Annotated in this window: 19 protein-coding genes; 6 read left to right on the forward strand and 13 right to left on the reverse strand. The window is 60.0% G+C overall.

Features of this window, described 5'->3' with window-relative positions:
* Window positions 1-83: 83 nt before the first annotated feature.
* A complete protein-coding gene (locus ACWJJK_RS21935; protein ID WP_454128486.1) occupies window positions 84-2,639 on the reverse strand; it encodes a DNA phosphorothioation-associated putative methyltransferase in 2,556 nt (851 codons plus the stop codon).
* A gap of 127 nt (window positions 2,640-2,766) precedes the next feature.
* Here ACWJJK_RS21935 and ACWJJK_RS21940 point away from each other — a divergent pair, with 127 nt between their 5' ends.
* Genes ACWJJK_RS21940 through ACWJJK_RS21955 form a run of 4 tightly spaced genes read left to right on the forward strand, consistent with a single transcriptional unit; the run spans window position 2,767 to window position 5,987 of the window.
* Window positions 2,767-3,195, forward strand: coding sequence for a DUF3306 domain-containing protein (locus tag ACWJJK_RS21940; RefSeq protein WP_454128487.1), 429 nt, complete (start codon window positions 2,767-2,769; stop codon window positions 3,193-3,195).
* Between the two features lie 13 nt (window positions 3,196-3,208).
* The gene (locus ACWJJK_RS21945) at window positions 3,209-4,858 is read left to right on the forward strand and encodes a 4Fe-4S binding protein (RefSeq protein WP_454128488.1); all 1,650 of its coding nucleotides are present in this window, start codon (window positions 3,209-3,211) and stop codon (window positions 4,856-4,858) included.
* Complete coding sequence (locus ACWJJK_RS21950) at window positions 4,855-5,466, forward strand: molecular chaperone TorD family protein (protein ID WP_156881144.1); 612 nt, start codon at window positions 4,855-4,857, stop codon at window positions 5,464-5,466. The genes ACWJJK_RS21945 and ACWJJK_RS21950 overlap by 4 nt, the downstream gene beginning before the upstream one ends.
* Window positions 5,463-5,987, forward strand: a complete 525-nt coding sequence (locus ACWJJK_RS21955; protein ID WP_434110912.1) for a CAP domain-containing protein — start codon at window positions 5,463-5,465, stop codon at window positions 5,985-5,987. Before ACWJJK_RS21950 ends, ACWJJK_RS21955 begins: the two co-directional genes overlap by 4 nt.
* A gap of 115 nt (window positions 5,988-6,102) precedes the next feature.
* Here ACWJJK_RS21955 and ACWJJK_RS21960 read toward each other — a convergent pair whose 3' ends face one another.
* The 6 genes from ACWJJK_RS21960 to ACWJJK_RS21985 all read right to left on the reverse strand — a co-directional run bounded on the left by ACWJJK_RS21960 (window position 6,103) and on the right by ACWJJK_RS21985 (window position 11,018).
* The gene (locus ACWJJK_RS21960; protein ID WP_454128489.1) at window positions 6,103-6,543 is read right to left on the reverse strand and encodes a molybdenum cofactor biosynthesis protein MoaE; all 441 of its coding nucleotides are present in this window, start codon (window positions 6,541-6,543) and stop codon (window positions 6,103-6,105) included.
* A gap of 1 nt (window position 6,544) precedes the next feature.
* Window positions 6,545-6,778, reverse strand: a complete 234-nt coding sequence (gene moaD, locus ACWJJK_RS21965) for a molybdopterin converting factor subunit 1 (protein ID WP_077732044.1) — start codon at window positions 6,776-6,778, stop codon at window positions 6,545-6,547.
* 180 nt (window positions 6,779-6,958) lie between these two features.
* Window positions 6,959-7,579 (reverse strand): amino acid kinase family protein, encoded by a 621-nt coding sequence (locus ACWJJK_RS21970; protein WP_454128490.1) that lies wholly within the window; start codon window positions 7,577-7,579, stop codon window positions 6,959-6,961.
* Entirely contained in the window at window positions 7,557-8,963 is a 1,407-nt protein-coding gene (gene pabB, locus ACWJJK_RS21975) for an aminodeoxychorismate synthase component I (RefSeq protein ID WP_077732045.1), read from the reverse strand. Before pabB ends, ACWJJK_RS21970 begins: the two co-directional genes overlap by 23 nt.
* Entirely contained in the window at window positions 8,960-10,018 is a 1,059-nt protein-coding gene (locus ACWJJK_RS21980; protein ID WP_077732046.1) for a hydantoinase/oxoprolinase family protein, read from the reverse strand. Before ACWJJK_RS21980 ends, pabB begins: the two co-directional genes overlap by 4 nt.
* 1 nt (window position 10,019) lies before the next feature.
* Window positions 10,020-11,018 carry an ATP-grasp domain-containing protein gene (locus ACWJJK_RS21985; protein ID WP_077732047.1) on the reverse strand — a complete coding sequence of 333 codons (999 nt, stop codon included), beginning with the start codon at window positions 11,016-11,018 and terminating at the stop codon, window positions 10,020-10,022.
* A gap of 11 nt (window positions 11,019-11,029) precedes the next feature.
* Between ACWJJK_RS21985 and ACWJJK_RS21990 the strand changes: the two genes are divergently transcribed.
* A complete protein-coding gene (locus ACWJJK_RS21990; protein WP_454128491.1) occupies window positions 11,030-11,749 on the forward strand; it encodes a HisA/HisF-related TIM barrel protein in 720 nt (239 codons plus the stop codon).
* An 82-nt stretch (window positions 11,750-11,831) separates the two neighbouring features.
* Here the strand turns inward: ACWJJK_RS21990 and fae are convergent, their stop codons facing one another.
* The 6 genes from fae to ACWJJK_RS22020 all read right to left on the reverse strand — a co-directional run bounded on the left by fae (window position 11,832) and on the right by ACWJJK_RS22020 (window position 17,479).
* Window positions 11,832-12,344, reverse strand: a complete 513-nt coding sequence (gene fae / locus ACWJJK_RS21995; protein WP_077732049.1) for a formaldehyde-activating enzyme — start codon at window positions 12,342-12,344, stop codon at window positions 11,832-11,834.
* Between the two features lie 107 nt (window positions 12,345-12,451).
* Window positions 12,452-13,339, reverse strand: a complete 888-nt coding sequence (locus tag ACWJJK_RS22000; protein WP_454128492.1) for a triphosphoribosyl-dephospho-CoA synthase — start codon at window positions 13,337-13,339, stop codon at window positions 12,452-12,454.
* An 11-nt stretch (window positions 13,340-13,350) separates the two neighbouring features.
* Window positions 13,351-14,265: an ATP-grasp domain-containing protein gene (locus tag ACWJJK_RS22005; protein ID WP_240502624.1), complete on the reverse strand. Its 915-nt coding sequence runs from the start codon at window positions 14,263-14,265 to the stop codon at window positions 13,351-13,353.
* Between the two features lies 1 nt (window position 14,266).
* Window positions 14,267-15,262: a methenyltetrahydromethanopterin cyclohydrolase gene (mch, locus tag ACWJJK_RS22010; RefSeq protein WP_133717975.1), complete on the reverse strand. Its 996-nt coding sequence runs from the start codon at window positions 15,260-15,262 to the stop codon at window positions 14,267-14,269.
* Window positions 15,263-15,304: 42 nt separating this feature from the next.
* Window positions 15,305-16,420 carry an ATP-grasp domain-containing protein gene (locus ACWJJK_RS22015; RefSeq protein WP_139841036.1) on the reverse strand — a complete coding sequence of 372 codons (1,116 nt, stop codon included), beginning with the start codon at window positions 16,418-16,420 and terminating at the stop codon, window positions 15,305-15,307.
* 45 nt (window positions 16,421-16,465) lie between these two features.
* The gene (locus ACWJJK_RS22020; protein WP_156881137.1) at window positions 16,466-17,479 is read right to left on the reverse strand and encodes a beta-ribofuranosylaminobenzene 5'-phosphate synthase family protein; all 1,014 of its coding nucleotides are present in this window, start codon (window positions 17,477-17,479) and stop codon (window positions 16,466-16,468) included.
* A gap of 408 nt (window positions 17,480-17,887) precedes the next feature.
* Between ACWJJK_RS22020 and ACWJJK_RS22025 the strand changes: the two genes are divergently transcribed.
* Window positions 17,888-20,401, forward strand: coding sequence for a DUF7948 domain-containing protein (locus ACWJJK_RS22025; protein ID WP_156881136.1), 2,514 nt, complete (start codon window positions 17,888-17,890; stop codon window positions 20,399-20,401).
* Window positions 20,402-20,425 lie beyond the last annotated feature (24 nt).

A 20,425-nucleotide genomic window follows, 5' to 3' on the forward strand; every position in this document is an offset into this window, starting at 1 on the left:
TTGAAGGTCGACTAACCCTCGGCCTAGTTGGGCATACTCCCATGGAATAGCACGCAGAGCCGCGCTACGAATCTGCCACTTCATCATTCAAAAACCCGCGGCACTCTCCTCGCTCCAACTAATCTCATTTCATACGCTTCCCCGGTCGGACGCTCCGAATAGCTGACATGCACCGGTTTATCCGGGCCGTAGTAGTACAGCCGGTCGTACGGAAGGATTGCCATGACCCACCGGGCGACTTCCGCCATATCCTCATCCCTTACCAGAAAATCCGCTGCCGCACCGAGCCGAGGGCAGATCGGCCTGCCTTTCCGGTTCAGTTCGTGGGCGGCGTGCTGGTCCAGTTCCGGGGCGATGCGGGCGGGGATTTGTTTTGCAAGCTCCGACGAGCAGAAGCCGTAGGTGAGTTCGATCATCCCGAAGTAGTCGATCACCGGGTCCAGAATGTTGACGGCGAGATCGTACAGCGCGGAATAGCTGTCGGGTTCCTTGGGACGATTGGGTAAACCGGTGCGGGCCAGGGTCTCGCCGCACTCAATCAATTGGCGGTAGGTGAAATAACGCCCGCAAGGGGCCTCCAAATCGGGAATGCTGCGGCTGCGGACGAGGCGCAAACCGTCGACGGTCCAGCGGGCGGCGTCCAGGCGAGCATGAAATTCCGCGGGGCTGAGACCGTAGCCGCTGAAGTCGACTACTCCCAGGTTTTCCAGCGCTTCGTCGAAAGCCAGCTGCTCGGCGTAATTGGGGAACTCTTCGTTGATGAAGCGTGATTTCCGATAGAGATAAGGCGGTTCGTACGGCTCGCCGTAATCGAAGATGTCGAGCTCCTGGGTGCGAAGGTTGATCTTCACCCGTTGCAGCATTCGCGGCAGCGGTTTGCCGGAAAAATCGTCGAAGCTCATCAGGGTGAGCTTGCCGGAACGGATATGAATCTTGATGAGATCGGCGCTGCTCACGTCGCCGTAGAGGAGAACGCCGCAACCGACATAGGCGCGCAGGATGGCGGGCAGTTGCACCACCAGCCGCGTGGGAAGTTGCAGCGATTCGCCTTCCTCCAGCCAGCCGATGCCTTGCTCGGCGGCTTCCCGGCAGGCTTGTTCGATGGTCTCCGGGCTGGCCGAGGCGAACAGGAGTTCCCGTCCGGACTCGAGAGCGGCCCGGTAGTCTCCGAAAAAGGCTTTGATGTCCTTTTGCAAGCGGGTTTCGAGATGGCGGTAGGGTTTCCGCTTTTCGAACTGCCACAAGGCAAAGTAGACGCGAAGGTCGTCGATGCGGGATCGCCGGGCCTGTTCCAGGATGGCATCGGCGTTTTCCTTGCGGGACTTGACGAAGCGCAAGGCCGCCGGCAGCGAGCCGAACTGGGCGGCGACGGCGCCCGAATGTGGAAACTCGCTGCGATCGGGGTCGCGGCCGAGCTTCAGGCAGCTTTCCCACAGCGAATCCAGGAGCTCGCGATGTTCTTCATACTTGGCTTCCGCCTTGCCGATTTTTGCCGGCTTTGCCGGGCGGGAGAGATGGGAGAGTCGCAGGATGTTCCGCCGATTCTCCAGCCGTCCGACCATGAAACGCTGCTCGGCGTCCTTGTCCTTGAAGACGTAAAAGATGCCGGGGCCGACCGGCAAAGGCTCTTCGTCCAATACTTCGGCGATGAAGGCGCGGAGTTCGCACTGGGTATAGTATTTCTGAAAGGTATTTCGCGAAGTCAGAATGCCGTCGCCGTAAGACGTGCCGCGCACGGCGTCCGGGTTGGCCAGCATGGCCGAAACCACCAGCAGTTCCTCCGCCAGCCGATAGGCGCCTTGCAGGGCTTCGACGCGCTCGCCCATGTCCTCGATGACGTTGATCACGAACCCCAGGTTGACGATATGGGCGTTCCGCCGGGTTTCCTCGGGCGCGTAATAGGGGTCCCAACCGGCGGCTTCGATGCCGTTTTCCCTGAGTCCGCGCACGTCATCCCCCCGTCCGCAGCCGTAGTCGAACACTGTTTTCGAACCGTCCAGAAAGCCGAACCGGGCGAGGGTTTGGATCGGCGCGGAGAATCCGTAGCGGGTGAGCGCAGTGAGGTGGCGGGCGATGCCGCCAATCCCCCCTAGCCCCCCTTTTCCAAAGGGGGGAATAGAGGTAAGGAGACCAGGGGAATCCGATTCGTCGTTGCCGATAGGTACCAGATCATGTCCGGCCACCCGATAACCGCGCTGCGCCAGCAGCATTTCCCAAGCTTGCTTGAAACCGATACGGCAGGGATCGTCGAACAGGCCGATTTGCTCGGCCGCTTCGGTCAAGGCTTCAAAGGTTTTCCGCTGCGGGTGATCCTTGGGCAGCAGCAGTTCCTTGCGATGCAGTATCGGCGGGTTGAGGGAGTTCTGGTAGGTGCGGAAGCGGACGGTGTGCTTTTCGAGGTCGATCGTCCAGTAGCGGCGGAGAACCGGAAAACCTTGCTCGAAAAATTCCGGATAATCGAGCAGCGAAACGCCGTTCTGCTCCCGGTTCAGCTTGACGACGTTGTAGTCCTCGCCCGGATGGATCTGAGCAACGTGGCCTGCGGCGTGAACCGCGTCGCGCGATTCCGGCTCCAATGTGTCCAGCAGGCTTACGTGGAAATAAACGTTCCGGGCGACGGATTTGCCGAACAGCGGCATGAAGCGAACTCCCAAGAAATAACGTGGCCCAATGCGGTTGGGCTGGAAAACGACCTATTCAGAACCAAGGCTACGGTGGTAATGTTCACGGTTCCAGCTTCTTGCGCTCGTCGCAAGGAACAAACACATGTCTCCATCGCCAGTCGCGAAAACCGAATTAATCCCAGTTGCCGAAATGCAGGAACATGATTCTTTCTTCAAGCGTTGGGCCAGAAACAAGCTGAGCGCTAAAGAGCATAACGAACCGGCCGAGCCACCGAAAGTCGTTCAAGATGGGCTGGCGGCGGGGTCGGAGAGCGAATTGTTCGACCTACAGGCCCTGCGCGAATTGTTTCGACGGCCGGAATTTGCCGTGCGCGACGGGCTGGACGACTACGACGGCGACTACACCGTTTTCGAGCCCCGCGGCGAACTCATGACCTCCGACATGCGATGGGCCCTGGAACGCGCCCAAGCGACCACGTCCGATACTGCCCGCTCCCCGGAATCGTCCCCTGCAACGGCAATGGCGGACAACGCTCCGAACAGCACCGACCAGGCGGAATCTTCAAGCTGATTTTTCTTCCCGAATGCCCCAATCACCCGACAGTTGCCGGCCGAATCCGCGGCAAGCATCCAAACAAGCAGCATCCGCTTACGAGACCGAACCGACTACATGGGTATCGTACCGGTCGAACGGACGCCTGCTGATCATCGGGGACAGCGATGCCGTTGTCCCGGTAACGGAACGCCTTCCGGCCATGCTGCGCCGCTTTGTCCTGTTTACCGATAGTCCGCCAGAGCCGCTGGCCGAGTCGTTGAAAAGCCGGGAAATTCCCTATTTGGAGCCGTGTGCGGACATAAACATCGAAGGCCATTTGGGGGCTTTTCGGGTGGAAACACGCTGTGGCGGGATACGCATCGATGCCCGAGTTGCGCTGCTGCCGCCGGAAACCGCTTTCGATCTGATCCTGGATCTGCAAAACCCACCGGCTATCGATCTGCCCGTCCCGCCGATCGGCTATTTCGCACCGGGCAGAGACGCGGAAAAGCGGGAACAGGCCCTGAATGCGCTGGCCGAAATGGTCGGCGAGTTCGACAAGCCCAAGTTTTTCGAATATAGGCCCGAACTCTGCGCTCACGGCGCGAGCCGCATCGAGGGCTGCAGATCATGTCTTGATGCCTGCGGAACCGGGGCTATCGAATCCCGCGGCGATCGCGTCTCGGTCGATCCCTATCGCTGCCAGGGCTGCGGCGAGTGCGCCACGGTTTGTCCCTCGGGAGCGATGAATTACCTGTATCCGCGCCGGATAGACAGTTTGAAGTGCTTGCGGCTGATGCTGGACGCTTTTTTCGAGGCGGGCGGCGACCGACCCGAACTCTTGTTGCACGACAGCAGCGCGGGCGCGACCTGGATAGCCGAGCACGAATCCGAACTGCCGGAGAATGTTCTGCCCTATGAGTTGGAAGCTCTGGGAGCGAGCGGCATGGACTTTTGGCTGTCCGCCTTGGCTTACGGCTTCGAGCGCGTGACTTTATTGGCGGCCGGAAAACTGACCGAGCCGACCCGGCGAGTTCTGGCCGAGCAAATCGGTTACGCCGGCGAAATCCTGTCCGGCATGGGTTATCCGTCCGATTCGATACGCCTGATTTGCGCGGAGGATTGGCCGAGTGCTCTTGAACCGCTCCCTGCTTCGCCATGCCGGACACACGCCCGTTTCGCCGCGGACGATGACAAGCGCACCGTCATCCGCCTCGCGATCGAGCATCTATACCGGCAAGCGCCGTCGCAGCCGGAATCGACAGTCCTGTCCGCCGGAGCGCCGTTCGGCGAGATTCGGGTGGATAAGGAAAAATGCACGCTGTGCCTCGCCTGCGTCTCGGTCTGCCCGGAACGCGCCTTGGCCGACGGACACGACGTCCCGCAACTCAAGTTTATCGAAGCCAATTGCGTCCAATGTGGATTGTGCGAGAAAGCCTGCCCGGAACACGCCATCTCGCTGGCGCCGCGTTATCTCTTCGATCAGCAGGAGGCGCGGCGTGTGCGCCTGCTGCATGAGGAGGCGGTATTCCGCTGCGTCGAGTGCGGAAAGCCCTTCGCGACCGCCGCCATGATCAAGACCATCACCCAGCGCTTGCAGCACCACCCGATGTTTCAGGGGCCGAATCTCCGTCGGCTTCTGATGTGCGACGACTGCCGGGTCAAGCCCCATTTCGAACACCTGTCGCAAAAACCATGAACGACACCACGCTCTCGCCCCTTCCGGAAGAGGATCTGTGGCGGGCGGAAACCTACGGCCTGCTGGCCCGGCTTCTGGCTGCCGCACCGGATAGGGAACTGCTGGAACGGATCGCCGCCATTCCATGCGAGGAGAGTCCCAACGACCCGCCGCTGGCGCGAGCCTGGAAACGGCTGGCGGCTGCCGCTCGCGATGCCGGCGAAATCGAGCTCGCCGAGGAATATCAAACGCTTTTCATAGGCCCGACCCGCGGCGAGTTGCTGCCCTATGCTTCCTGGTATCTCACCGGCTTTCTCATGGAAAAGCCTCTGGCCGCCTTGCGCGACGAGCTTCGGAGCTTAGGTTTAGAACGGCAGGCATCGGCGAAAGAACCCGAGGATCATGTCGCCGCGCTGTGCGAAGCGATGAGCCTTCTGATTATCGAGGCAGACGGACGCGAGGCGGATTTTTTCGCTAAACACTTGGCGCCTTGGATCATGCGCTTCTTCAGCGATCTGAAAGAGGCCCGGTCCGCTCGTTTCTATCGAGCCGTAGGCGAACTGGGAACGGCTTTTCTGAACATCGAACAACAGTATTTAGAGATGGCGCAGCCCAAAAAACCGATATGACACGACTCGTCCTTAGCCTGATTTTGACCGCTGGTTTGGTACTGCCCGTCTTCGCCCGCGAAGCTCCAACAGCCCGATGCCCTTCCGCCGACACCATCAGGCGCGAAATCCTCGAGGAACTAAAAGCCGTTCGTGCCAAGCCGAGATACTGCGGCCGGAAGCGATTTCGACCCGCCAAGCCGCTGCGGTGGAATCAAAAGCTGTTCGAAGCGGCGAAAAAACACGCCGAGGAGATGAGCCGCAACGACCGACTCTCGCACAGAGGCCGGGATGGACGAAAGGCGGGGGACCGCATTACCCGAGCCGGCTATGACTGGGAGGTTTATGGCGAAAACATCGCCCAGGGGCAGCGCACGGTGGGGGAAGTCATGCGGAGTTGGCTCGACAGCACCGGGCATTGTTCCGCCATCATGGAGGCTGATTTCGACGAAGTCGGTGTCGCCTGTGCGAGCAGCGGCGGCGGAGGCTCGCCTTATTGGGCGATGGTCTTGGCCGCTCCGCTGTCGAATTCCGGCCGGTAGAGCGTTTTCCGATTCAGTGTAAGGGATCCGGATATGTAGGTCGGCAATCCCTTGCCGACGTTTCGGCTCGGCAAAAGGAATGCCGACCTACGATCCGCGCATCCGGCGGAACTCGTCAATAGCCGCTGGTATTCTTTTCCACCCAGCGCTCGCCTTCGTCCAGGGTTTCCTTTTTCCAAAACGGCGCGCGGCTTTTCAGCTCTTCCATGATGTAGCGGCAGGCGTCGAAGGCCGCGCCGCGATGGGAGGACCACACCGCGACCAGCACGATGGGCCGATCGGGAAGTATCTCGCCTACACGGTGAATGACGAGCGCATCCAAAAAACGCCAGCGGGTCTGGGCTTCTTCGACGATTTTCTCGAGCTGCCGCTCGGTCATGCCGGGATAATGGTCGAGAAACATGTGCCGGACTGTCTCATTTTCGTTGAAGTCGCGCATGGTGCCGACGAATGAGCAGGTCGCACCGTATTTTCCGGTGTGGCCCAGTGTTTCCGTTTGATAGCGCTGTAGTTCCGCGTAAGGGTCGAATCCGGTCGGGCGCAGCTCGATCAGCACTTCAGCCCCCGGTCACCGGCGGGAAAAAAGCCACTTCGTCGCCGTCCTTGACCGGCGCGTCCGGATCGGCATAGTCCATATTCACCGCACAGAGGATACGATCCGGCAGATATTGGCCTTCGCTCACCGCTTTCCACACGTCGCTTACCGTATCGATGTCTTCCGCGGCAAGACTGTCGTCCACTCGCCCCATTTTTTCCCGGAGGCTTCCGAAATAACGCACTCTAATCGACATGCGATTTAATCTCTGTCTTCACCAAAAACCATCCAAGAGCCGCCATCGTGTTGCTGAGCGTAAAGAAAGTAGATCCCTAACAAAACACGCCGGTCTACGGCCGTTCGGCACATTCCGGCTGTTCCGCGTGCACGCTTTCCACGGGCATTCATTTTTACTTCGATCAAACGCGGAACTTTTTTATCCGGCGGAGCGATTAACGCGCGTAAAGACACGGTATGGCTCTCGCAGACCTGCCCGCACGCGCGGGTGATCTTGCCGGTGACCGAGCCAGACTGCGAACGCGGCCTTGGCGGAAAAGCGCTCGAAAGCGGCGTCGACCACGCCTTGCGCGACAAGTCCGCCGTACGAAGTATCGTCTGAAAAGATCGCCACCGATTTGACCAGGAGCAAATTCGCGGCATTCAAACGTCCGGCCAGCCAAGCCGCGAGGCTGTCCGAAGTGACCTCCCAAGATGCGGGAATGCCCGGATCGTTCATCAGGGACAAACCGGGCAGCCAAATCGTGGAGCGGCCGGATTCCACCAAAGTTCGAAGCGCAGGGACATCGCTCGCGATTCCGAGCTTCGGGCACAATCCGCTCAACATCAAACCGTATTGCCCCATGGCCAAGAGCGCCATGGCGTGAGCCGCCTCGTCGCCGAACGACCAGCGTTGCTGCGCCGACCGGACCTGGTCGGCGAAAGGCCCGCCTCCCGGCACGATGACGAGGTTCGCATCGGCCAAAGCATCCAGCCAGAACGGGAGAGTATCCGAGTCGGCCAGGCTGCCGCCCAGCTTAACGACCCATGTGATCGGCACCGGTCCTCTGGACTTGGAATTGCTCGAGCAGATGCAAGAGGGCGGTAGCTTTGTCGTAGCACTCCTGGTACTCCTGGTCCAGGACCGAATCGGCCACGATACCGCCGCCGGCCCAGAAGCGGATCGTACCGTCCGAGTGCACCAAGGTACGGATGGCGATGTTGCTGTCCATGTTGCCGTCGAAGCCGACATAGCCGATCGAGCCGCAATAGACGCCCCGCCGATGCGGTTCGAGCTCCTCGATAATTTCCATGGAACGAATCTTCGGCGCTCCCGTAATGGAACCACCGGGGAAACAGCCGCGCAAGAGATCCACGGCGCTATGTCCTTCGGACAATCGACCGCGGACTGTGCTCACCAAATGATGCACGGTAGCGTAGCTTTCGATCTCGAACAGACTAGGCACATGGACAGAGCCCGGCTCGCAGTTCTTGCCGATGTCGTTGCGCAGCAGATCCACGATCATCAGGTTTTCCGCGCGGTCCTTGACGCTGTCCCGAAGTTCCTGCGCCTTGGCGGCGTCCGCGTGCGGGTCCTGCGACCGAGGGCGGGTGCCCTTGATCGGCTTGGTTTCAACGATGCCGTTGGTCACTTTGAGAAAGCGCTCCGGCGAGGAACTCAGCACCTGAACCTGCGGGAAGTTGAGATAGGCGCTGAACGGCGCGGGATTGTAAGGCCGCAAAAGTTGGTAGGCCGCCCAGGGATGTCCTATGCAATAGGCCGAAAAGCGCTGCGCCAGATTGACCTGATAGCAGTCGCCCTCGCGAATGTAATGCTGAATGCGTCCGAAAGCCTTTGCATAATAGGCTCGGCTCATATTCGAGACGACGTCGCTGAGCAGATAGAAGTCGGCCTGCTGCCATCCGATGGTCTGGATTTGGCTGAAGGCCTGAACCAAGTGGGGCCAGCGTACCGCGAGGGCGGGATCGCGCCCTTGTGCGACCAGCCAGGTACGGCGCGCCCAGTGATCCACGACGACCGCCCAATCGTAGATGCCGACGACCATTTCCGGGATGTTCTCCGCATCCAGGGCCTTGTCGGGCAGTTTCTCCAGCCTCCTCGCCAGATCGTAGCCGAAGTATCCGATAGCGCCGCCGCAGAAAGGCAGGCCCGGAAGCTGCGGAGCCTTTTCGCCGAGATATTGCTTGACCAGGGTAAACGGGTCATCCGGCGACAGTGTGATAGAGCCCTGCGATCGAATCTCGGTGAGCGGCCCGCGCGTGACCAGCGTCGCGACGGGATCCGCCGCGATGATGTCGTAACGTCCCTGTCGGCTATGCGGAAACCCGCTATCCAGAAAAACCGCCCAGCGCCGCTCCGCCCAAGGCAGAAACAAAGCGGCGCTGTCCTCGAAATAAGGCAGCTCTTCGATTCTCGGCGTCATGTCCGCCCCACCTCCCGCAATGCCAGACAAGCTACGGCTGCGGCTGGGGCGCAATCCGAAGCGTGAAAATCGTTTTGCGACGTCAACATTGAAAACAGTTCGCTGAAGTCCTTATAAGGAAAACCCGATCGTGCCGCCAATTCTCGCACCAGAAATCGTCCCACGCCAGCACCGATCAAAGGCGCATCGTCGCCGATCAAGCCGCGCGAAAGCTGGCGATCCAGAGCCGAACGAAGCTTCGCGAGTTGCCGCTCGCGGAAGAACCGGGCCGCCTGCCGCCATTGCTTCAACGATGCCGACTCCGCATCCCGCCCGAACAAGCGAGCTAGACGCCGGGCGCTTCCCTGGACGGTTTTTTCGCCGCTATCGGCCGCCGGCATCTGATCGGCGTGCTCGGGCAATTCTCCGCACATCCGGTAGACGTCGGCAGTGGTCGCGAAATGTTCGGCCATGAGACCGATCCACTCGCCCTCGAAGGGCGCCCGATCAGCAAGTGCCATCGCCGGGGTACGGACTATCCCGGTATAAATCAGCTCATCGTAACGCATTCGTTCATAATCGGTATAGCCTCGGGTTTCGACCCGGTGGCCGCAAATCAACGCAATATCGGTGGTCGTGCTCCCGATATCCACGAACATGGCATCGCGCAGATTTTCCGCCACCCAGAGCGCGCTCGCCAGCCAGTTGGCCGAAGCGATTTTTGGAACACTTTCCGGGGTGATGGCATTGGCATCGAGAAACCCGTCGTGTCCGGCAAACACCTGCACCGAATTCTGCCGACAGCGCTGAATCATCGCTTCGACCAAGGCAATCACGCCTTGCTCCCGGTTTTCGAAAAAATCCACCAACTCGCCGGTCATGGTCATCGCATGGCGGCAGCCCGGTCTCGGCGAAATGGCTTCCAGGATTCGGCTCATGGCGCCATGCAGTCGATCCAAGCCCAGCCACAAGGGACAGGGCTCCTGAATGACCGCGACGATTTCGCCGGCGCCGTTCAACGCCGCCGCTTTGAGATGGGCTCCACCGATGTCCCAGCCGATCATTTCAATGCTCATTTCACGTCTCCAAACCAATCTCGACGGGCTTTGCCGATTCCGCGTCGAATTCGGGCAAGATTCCGCTCCGCCACAATTCCAGAACCAGCGCGGCCGGATTAATGCCTAAGGATTGCCGCAGCCCGGCGTAGGACGTGGTCAGTCGCGGATTGATCTCGAGCACCCTCGGCCCCTGTTCGCACTGCATCAAATCGACCCCGGCATAGCCCCATAACTCCGGCACGGCCTCCGCGATCCAATCAGCCAAGGCTCGATACGCGGCAAGACCCGACCGGATGGCGCCGACCTCGCAGCCGCGCAAGGCAAAACCGCCCCGCGACCTGACGATCCGTTGCCGGTTACAGCTCAGCAGCCGCGCTTTCCCGTGAGCAAACAGTGCGGACAGGCTAAGCGATTCGCCTTCGATCAAAGGCTGAACGACATACCGGGCAAGGTCGTCGGTTTCGGCCGCCCAAGTCTTCCAGACCCCCTCGGTTTCGATGATGCGGGCGCCTTCGCAACCAACGCCGTCGTCCGGTTTCACGACCCAAGGGAATGGCAGATGATTCGATTCGCTCAGAGCGTAGGTCGAAACGGCAGGCACGCCTTTATTTTCCAGGCGATTCACGGTTGCCAGCTTGCTCGCGGAAAGGCTGACGGCGTCGGACGGACTGGTCAACAGCGTCTTGCCGGCCACCTCGACCCGGCGGCAAAGATGTTCCAGAATTCCGCCTGTTTCAGGGGCAATCGGCCATACCGCGTCGCAACGCTCGATCTGATCCACAAGGTGGCACTCAAGCTCGTCTTTCCGATCGACAAAGACCCACGAGGCTCCGGAAAACTTCCGGCCCGAAAGGGGGAGCCGTGCATCCCTGAGCACGACCGTCCGGACATCCGGCAAGTCGGACAAATCCCTGAGGAGCGCCGTAAGCATCAACTCCCCTTCCTGCGCCAACGAGCGTGGAATCGCTTCGCCGAGCATCCCGCCGCCGGTAATATATTCGAAAACCAGTATCTTCATTCCTGCATCAAATGGACATCATCCCCGTCGTCGACATCATGGGCGGTGTCGCCGTGCACGCCAGGGAAGGCCGGCGCGAGCAATACCGTCCGCTGCAAAGCATGTTGTGTTCGACTCCCAAACCGGAGGCCGTCATACGCGGTTTGCTCAGCTTGTATCCGTTCAAAAGGGTCTATATCGCCGATCTCGATGCGCTCATGGGCAAAGACCCCCAAACTGATTTGGCGGTCGAGCTGGAGCACTGCTTTCCGAATGTCGAATTCTGGATGGATCGAGGACTGCCACGCCTCAGCGAATTGGAGTCTTTTCCAGTTAAAAAGCACGCCCGATCGGTCGTCGGCAGCGAATCGCTTTCCGAGGAATCTTTGCCGCTTCTGGCCCGTTCATATCCGGACTTCATCTTGTCGCTGGACTTTCTCAGCGACCGCTTGTTAGGGGCTGAGCAACTGCTGTACAGCCCGGAACTTTGGCCGGAAACCGTGATCTTGATGAGTCTCTCCCATGTGGGCAGTACGGCGGGTCCCGACTTCGACCGTTTGGCGTCGTTCAGACGCAAACATCCCCACCGACGCTTCATCGTAGCCGGCGGCGTGCGGGACGAACAAGATCTGATACGGCTTAAATCCATGGAAACGGCCGGCGTGTTGCTAGCCAGCGCCCTGCATTCCGGCACTATTGACTCGCGGCTGATCGGGCGTGTGATCGAGGATTCGGAGGAGGCGGTGACTTGAGGAAAGTCCGAGAATTCGTGACTTACGGACGAAAAAAAAACGTTGCCCCGGTGCCGGGGCAACGTTTTTTCGACAAGCGCGATTATTTGTGCGCTGCGAAGGGGTGCTCGATCTGACCCTTCTGAGCCACAACTTCGGCTGCCTTCGGCTCGCCGGCAACGGCGCGCTTGATCGCCAGCTTGGTGGCTTCGTAGTTGTAGTCCTGGATTTTCGCGTCGTCTTCAGCCAGCCAGTGGATGAATACGCCTACGCAGACGAAAATGTCGTCGGCTTCGTCGGCAGGAATGGTGCCGTCTTCGACGCAATCGGCCACAGCCATGGCAACGCCGCGCTGTGCAGGCCCGAACATCTGGGTAGCCTGCTTGCCGTTCTTGATGGTGACTTTGTTGAACATGACGGTATTCGGCTTGGCCATCAGGTTCGGCGCGACTACGGCCAACAAGCTGCTGAATCCGTCTTTGTTATTGGTGATGCAGTTGGCGAAAGCCGTCTCTGCGGCGCTGCCGCGCGGACCCATGATCAGGTCGATGTGGGCGATTTCGTTGCCGCCGCCGCACAGAGCCTCACCCACCAACATCTTATTGATTTTCCCCATTGCTAACTCCTCTTTGGTAAAAGAAAAAACTTTCGAAGTAACGACACTGCCATATCCTCCTCCCCAAGCGAAGCATAAAAAATCCCTGTTGTTGTGCCGACGTGCCTCTACGCTTCCAGAAAACAGCCCGTCTTTCGCTTGCGCTGGCCCAGCAACGCTTCCAGGCGCACGGCCAGCAAACACGCTACTGTGAGATCGGCCGTCGTACCCGGATTGATTCCGCCGGACTTGAACTCCGCATCCACTGCTCGGAGGAGCGGCATGACTTGTTCCGGTCTATCGGAAACGGATAACGCCTTATCGATCTGCGCCATTCGGCTGGCAACTATCCCTGTATATCGAGCGCCGAACTTACGCTCGATGTGGCTGTCGGGAATATGCTTGAGTAAGCCTACGAACACCGCCACTGCCGACCATTCTTTATCGCCCCACTGGGACAATTTCCTATGATAACGTGGAATCGCGAAATCAAAAACATCTGCAAAAGAATTAGTGTATTGATAAGCGATGCGATCACGATGTTCCGCAAAACGCATGGCTTCGAGCAAAGTTACCTCCGGCGCGTCGCGAACATCCTGATCCGGAGACTCGCCGAGGCCGCCCGGCTGCGCCAGCCGTATGGCCTTGTAAGTCCAGTCCGCGTCGGCTTGCGTCGTCGCACCGAGAACCCGCCGGAGCGCATCCCTGAGCGTTTCGCCTTCGCGAATCTCCTGAACCGCCTGAAACAGGGGCGCGGCCAGCAGGATGATGCCGAGATTGGTATTGCAGGGGACGACCTCGCGAGTCGCCCGAGTCGCGTGATAGATCTTCTCGCCCAGGGAAAGATCGGAGTCGCACAAGAAAGGCCCGCTGGCCGCGGCGCTACGCCGGAAGTCCTCCACGGTCATATCGTGCGCCTCGGAATAAATGCTGACGTTCCCCGGCTTGAAGGCGCGAAGCTCCGTCTCGCAGGCATCGAGGTAAGCGGACAATAAAGCGTCCCGTTGAACAGGCATCGGAACCGACGTCACCGAACCCGGATTTCCCCGTGAGGCTCGGGGTGACAAAGCGACAGGAAGTCGTCGACCAACAAATCGGCGATCGATACTTTACTGACGCTCTGCAAGCCCTTCCACGCCGGAATGCTGTTGACCTCGAGCACGCTGTACCGACCGTGGTGATCGCGGATGATGTCCACCCCCGCGTAGCCCATGTCCAAAACCTTTACCGCATCCTCCGCCAATCGGCACAGCAGCAGATCGTCGAGACGCACCGGCTCGCAGCGGGCGCCCTGAGCGACGTTGTTCAGCCAGCTCACACCGCATCGCCGCATGGCGGCCACCGCCTTGCCCCTGATGACGAATACGCGGAAGTCGTGGGGCTGTTCACCGCAACTCACGAAACGTTGTAGGTAGAAAACGCCGCTGCTATCGCTCAGCCCCGCCAGGTCCTCCGGCTTTTCATATCGCTGCAAGCCCTGTCCCTGGGAGCCGAACAAAGGTTTGGACACGAGCTGATGGCCCGCGCGCAACTCCCGCTCGGCCAGATCGAGTGCCTCTTCGCGGCTGCCCAGCACCCAGGTGGGCGGCGTCGGTATGCCGGCGCACTGCAACATGAAACTGGTCATGGCCTTGTCCACGGTGCGCTCGACCGCCCGACCGTCGTTGTATACCGGAATCCCGAGCAGCTTCAATGCGTGCAGCACGTCGAGGTAGAAAACGACCTGATCCAGCGACCCGCCCGGCACGCCACGCACGAAAACGCCGTCGGGAAGGCCGTCCTCGAAGCTCGGCAGGAGCACCGGCAAACCGCCGGACTCGAGATTCAGCCGGCAGGCAGTCAAGGACACATAGGAATAGCCATACCCTTTCGCTGCCAATGCCTCGCGAAGTCGTGCGCCGTGCCAGCCCGGATCGTCGGTGATGATCGCGATGCGGCCCAAATTATTCTCCGAAGGACCGTTCCAGGAGCGCTTCGTCGAGCTTGCCGGCATGGAAGCTGCGGCCGGACTCGACTGCCGTGACAATGACGCTGGCTGGGCTGAACAGCATCGGATCGACCTTGAAAAAATCGTACTTGTAATCCTTGAACACCTCGGCAAACGGCCTGCCGTAATCGCGGGAAACCGAACTCGGCAGTTCGTTGGCCAGCATTTCGGCCGCTTCGTCGCTGCCCTTCACGAACAGATGCACGGTACCGCCGAACAGAATGGCGTCGTTGGTGCGCCCCATGGCTTTGACGAAATTGGGATGAGGCGGCGGAACCGGAGCGGTTCCGGTGCCGTCGATGATGTTTCCCAGAGGAAAATGAAGCGAATGGGCCTTGTGCAGGGCGACCTCCAGTACGCGGCCGACGACCTGCATGCCGCCGGCGAGGCTGGAAGTGGGCGTCAGAATGACGTTGACCCCGCTCGTATCCACTTTGCAGGCCTTGGCGATTTTCTCGATCACCTCGACCGGAGGAACCTTGTCGACCTCCATCACGATGGCCGTCTCCTTGCCGTGGTCGCGATAGCCCAGTTCCTTATAAAGCTCTTCGACGGGCTCTTCGTTGCCGTCCTTGACCTTGGTCGCCATCGCACGCGCCGGGCCCGAACCGAGCGCGTAAAAGGCGCTTTTGCCCTCTCCGTGGGACAGGCTCCAGCCGGCATACTGGCTGCCCAGGCAGGAAATTACCGGATTCGTGGAATGGACGTTCACGGTCAGAGGCCAGCGACTGAAGGTTGAAGAGTGAGTAAGCGTGACGGTCCCAAGTCCACCCATGCAGATTTCCGCGATCAAGCGCCCCGCCTCCAGACCGCCCACCGCCTCGATACCGGCGTCGATGATGGTGCAGCCGTTTCCCAGCTTGTCGATCTTGAGCCGCAGCTTGTCGGCATTCGCGATCATGTACTTGACGATGGGAAGCGCGTGCGCGTTAACGCTGACAGTGTGTTGCATGGTTACCCTCTTGCCCGGTTCATTGAAGAAAAGGTGATTGTACTAGCCGTACAGTCGTTCGTGCAGCTCGGTTGTCCGCAGCTCGATCAAACGTTCAACGTCGGGACAGTCGGCCCCCTCCGCGCGAACGGTGCACACCGGTTGACCAACGTCGATCAGCGTGCGCGGCACCGGCGTATCCGTACACCAGTCCGGCCAACACATGGTTTCGGACACGTCGAGCTCCCGCGATGCGAAAAAAACCTTGAAGGCCCGGGTGACGCCGCCGGTGTCCGCAGCACCCGGAATTCCCCCTCGGCACGCCCGAATATGTTCGGCCAATAACCCGCGTGAAAAATCCTCATCGTACAAGGCCATGGTGGCACTCGGCCTAGGGTTGATTTCCAGAACCCGGCACACCTCGCCATCGAGCATGAAATCCAGGCTGTTCAGCCCCTTGAGCGGAACCGCTCGGATCAGGCGAGCGACGTACGCCTGCACCTGCTGCCGCTGCTCTAACGCAAGTTCCGCTCGATTGATGGCGCCGGCAAACAAAAACGGCTGATCGACATGACAATCAGCCGTCCACAGCGTGTTGAAACCGATGATCCGCGCATTTTCGCCGTTCGCCAGAAACAGGGCGGACATGGCCTTGCCGGGAAGCCTGCGCTGGTAATAGCCGCTCGAATCCGGTTCCGCTCGGGCACAAAAACGCACACCCTTGCCGCCTTCGCTACGAGCGGACTTCAACAGCCAGTTCTCCGGATCGGGCGGCCACGTTCGGCTGGATTCCGGGTAAGGAATATCGAGCTGCCGGAGCAGATCGAAGAAGGCATCTGGCGTTTTCAATAAACGGAGAATTTCCGGCGAATTGCCGTAGAGCGTCCGCCCTTGCGCAAGTCCTTCCAAAATGCCGGGATCGGCATCCAAACCGCTACTGTAAACCAGAGCGTATCCGAGCTCCGCCGGAGCAAGCCGCTCGGCGGCTCGCAAGACGCTTTCCCGCTCGAAACCTATGTCGGCGCCGTTGACGGCTTCGCAGCGCTCGGAACAGGCGCGTGTTTCCCGATCGGCGAAAAGATCGATCGAGACCGGCCGAATTCCGGCACGCGCCGCCGATTGCGCCAGCATTCTCGCCGAGCAGCCGATCAGCAGCAGGCGTTCCGATAGGTCGCGCAAACTTTCCAATGATCGCTCAATGGCTTCGCCGCCGACGCGCCGCGGCTATAAACGCAACGTCTTTTCGCGCGACGCATCCGTTCGCTCCAACATAACATCCGCGCCTTTGTTGCGGGGGGTGGCCAGCAGAAACCGGAGACCCGCCGTACCGGCGAACTGCCGCCGCGCCGCGGTGACCAGCGTTTCCCCGCGCGTCGTGTTCTCAACCAGGCAAAAACCGGTCGGCCCCCAGGAGCTCTGACCGATGCCGACGGCGCCCTGAGCTTCGAGAAAAGCCAAGGCCTTGGCGACGCCGGCGCTGGTGAAGCGTCCGCCCTGAGCAGGTGCGAAATAATCGCCCACCGAACGTTGCAACTCCGCGATCACCTCGCCGAAACCTCGGATGTCGCGCTCGACTAATGCGGGCAAGCCTTTCATGAGCAGCAAATGACAGAGATGCGCGGCTTCCTTGGCGGGAAAAACCGGCAAGGCGCGGAAAGCCTCGATCTCGTCCTTGCCGTGCAAGCCCAGATCCCGCTCGTCCAACACCAGAATGAGACGCCAGTCCGCGGGAAATTCCAGGCGAGCGACGACCGGCGGGATGACCGTGTTTTCGCCGCGCCCGCCGTCGACCACCAGGCCGCCCTGCTCGAATACGGCGATACCGATGCCGGAGCGTGCGCCCCGCTCGACAATGGGAGCGAGATTGCGCACCGACAGGTCGAGACCGTAAAGCCGGGACAGAGCCATACCTACGGCCAGTTCGAGCTGCGTGCCGGAGCCGAGTCCGATGTGCCCCGGTATGGCGTCCTCGATCCGAATCTCGACCGCGAAATCCTGCTCCAGCGCGGAGACGAACTTGCTGACGGCAGCGATGGCCCGATCCGCGCCGGGTCCGTGCGCGGTCAGCCGATCCGACGGCATCATGGATAGTCTTGTCGCGATTTCGTTGACACCGACGCCGATACTGCCGAAACGCCGCCCCAGGGACCCGCCCAGATCGAGAAAGCCCATGTGCAAACGCGCCGGAGCGATAACTCGCGCACGAAGCTTGTGGTGGGATGAGGAATTGACTGACATTGGCTAGAACGACTTCCGGAGAGCCGCGGATATTTCCGCTCGAGAAGTAACTGCAAAGGGACATGCTATTGCATGGTCTCCGGTTTGTCGACCTTGGAGCTTATGGAACCAGATCGATCACGCATGAACAGTGCGGGATTAACGCCGACATACGACAGCAATGCCTTTGATAACGGAATGGCATGGATTCTCACATAGAGTTCATAGAGGCGGCTGATTCAGCTCGGACGGAAGGGCGCTGCCGCCGGACAAGATAGGCCGGAAATTGCAGCTATACTTCCGGCTACTGAAAAAAGCAACTCTTCAGGAATAAGAACAACTTGCGGTGAGGACTTCGCTTGTACCGCGCCGCAGCTAGCGCACCTTTCACGAAGGTTAGCCATCGACCATCACTTCGGGGGAAAAGGAATGAGCCTATTTTTGAAAGGTCTGGGACTTGTCTCGGGTTTATTGGCTTGCGCCGCCTGCATCGCGGCTGATCCGCGGCCGGATGGCAATGAGACGACGAGCGGCAGGGCCGTCGAATCCGCGGCATCGTCGCACCAGGGTCTCGATTCCGGCCTGATTCTGAGAAGCTACGGAAAGTTGCCCATGGCCTTCGAGAAGAACCATGGCCAAGCCGACGATGCGGTCGACTTCGTCGCGCGGGGAGCCGGCTACCGAGTGTTATTGATGCATTCGGAAGCGGTCGTCGATTTGGCAGGTAGCCCACTCGAACCTGCACTCGACACACTCCGCATGCGCTTTGTCGGAGCACGCCGGGATGCCGCGGTAGCAGGCATCGACCCACTCCCCGGCAAGACCAGCTATTTCAGGGGCTCCGACTCTTCCAGGCATCTCAGCGGCATCGAAAGTTTTGCCCAGGTCCGCTATGCCGCAATCTATCCCGGCATCGACCTCATTTATTACGGTAACCAGCGGCACCTGGAATACGACCTGGTGGTCTCGCCGGGCGGCGATCCGGCACAGATCAGGATCGCTTTTGAAGGTCCCGAGCGTATCGAGATCGATGACGACGGAAATCTGGTGCTTCACACCGGAAGCAGGCAATTGACCTTTCAACGGCCGTTCGTCTACCAGCTTGCAGAAGGAGAGAAACGAGCGGTCGAAGGACAGTACGTCCGTATGGCAGAAAACCAAGTTGGCTTTAGTGTCGCCGCCTACGATACGCGAATGCCTCTGGTCATTGACCCGGTGCTGAGCTATTCGACCTACATCGGAGGAAGCTCGGACGACGCCGGCACTGCCATTGCCGTTGATGTAGCAGGCAACGCCTACGTTGCAGGGTATACGTATTCTTCCAACTTTCCGCTCAAGAATCCTTACGACCGGTCGTTGGGCAACAGCGATAGGGATGTCTTCGTTACCAAGATCGACCCGACGGGATCGGCCCTGGTGTATTCCACCTATCTGGGGGGACGAAACACCTTGGATTGGGCGACGGGTATCGCCGTCGACGAAGCCGGAAACGCTTACGTCACCGGCCGGACCACCGGCAGCGATTATCCCGTGACAAGCGGCGCCTACCAATCGGGCGTGACGGGCGGAGGCGCATTCGTCACCAAATTGAACGCAAGCGGCACCGGACTCGCGTATTCGACCTACGTTCTTGGTGCAACCGGCACCCGCATCGCCGTCGACGCCGCTGGCGCCGCTTACCTCACCGGCAGCGCCAAACCGGATTTCACGACGACTCCGGACGCCTTTCAGCCGACCAGCGACAACACGGGCGGCACCGACGCCTTTGTCGCCAAGCTCAATCCGAACGGCACCGGGATGGTTTACGCGACCTTTCTCGGCGGCAACGGCACCGATGCGGGCAAAGGCATCGCCGTCGACGTTAGCGGCGATGCTTATGTCGCGGGCTCGACGACGTCGGATAACTTTCCTACCGCGAATGCTTTGCAGGCAACGCGTCAGGGTAGACAGGACGGTTTCGTAACCAAGCTGAATGCCTCAGGCACGGCGCTCGCTTTCTCCACCTACCTCGGCGGTTCCATGGACGACTCGGCGAACGCCATCGCGGTCGATACCCAAGGCAGCGCCTACGTAGCGGGAGAAACCTACTCCAGCAACTTCCCCGTCAAGAACGCCTTTCAGCCCACCAAGTCCGGGTACCTTCTCACCAACTCGAGCCTGGGTAACGCGTTCGTCGCAAAGCTCTTGCCGGGGGGAGACGGATTCGCCTATGCGTCGTTTCTCGGGGGCGAAATCTGTACCCGCTATTGCTATTCGGTATTCAACGCCTTCCAGATACGCGGAGACGTCGCCTATGGCATAGCCATTGATGATGTGGGGCATGCGTATGTGACGGGACTTGCCAGCACGTACACATTTCCGCTGATCGATTCGCTTCAGCCCGGCAAACAACAGGACAGTGAAGATTCTCTTTTCGTATCGAAAATCGGCTTGGCCGGGAATGTCCTTCTTTACTCCGCGTTCGTCAGAACCGGCCCCACACCGGGAGGCGATGTGGATGACGGCCTGCCCTCCGGAGCCGGTAACGCGATTGCCGTCGACAGCACTGGCAACGCCTACGTAGCGACGGAAGACGCTGGCGGTTTTGAGACGACTACCGGCGCTTTTCAAACGGCGAACAAAGGTGGTGAGGATGCGGTCGTGTTCAAGCTCAGTGCGCCCTCGGTTGGGATGACTCTCAGCTCATCGGCGAACCCGGCAAGTTCGCGAACATCGACGACACTGACCGCGACTGTTTCCGACCCGAACCTGACCGGCAATGTCTTTTTCATGGACGGCTCGTCGCAATTGGGTAGCGCCCCTCTGAACGGCGGCTCCGCGACTCTCACGACGACGCTGTCGGCCGGGATCCACCGGCTCACCGCCGTGTTCCGCAGCAACCCAATCACCGCAGACTCGGCCTTGCTTCACCTGGTCGTCAATACGGGCCTCGTCTGCAACTGAAGCGATTGAACAGGAACGGGAGAA

The organism is Methylocaldum gracile (assembly GCF_053646815.1).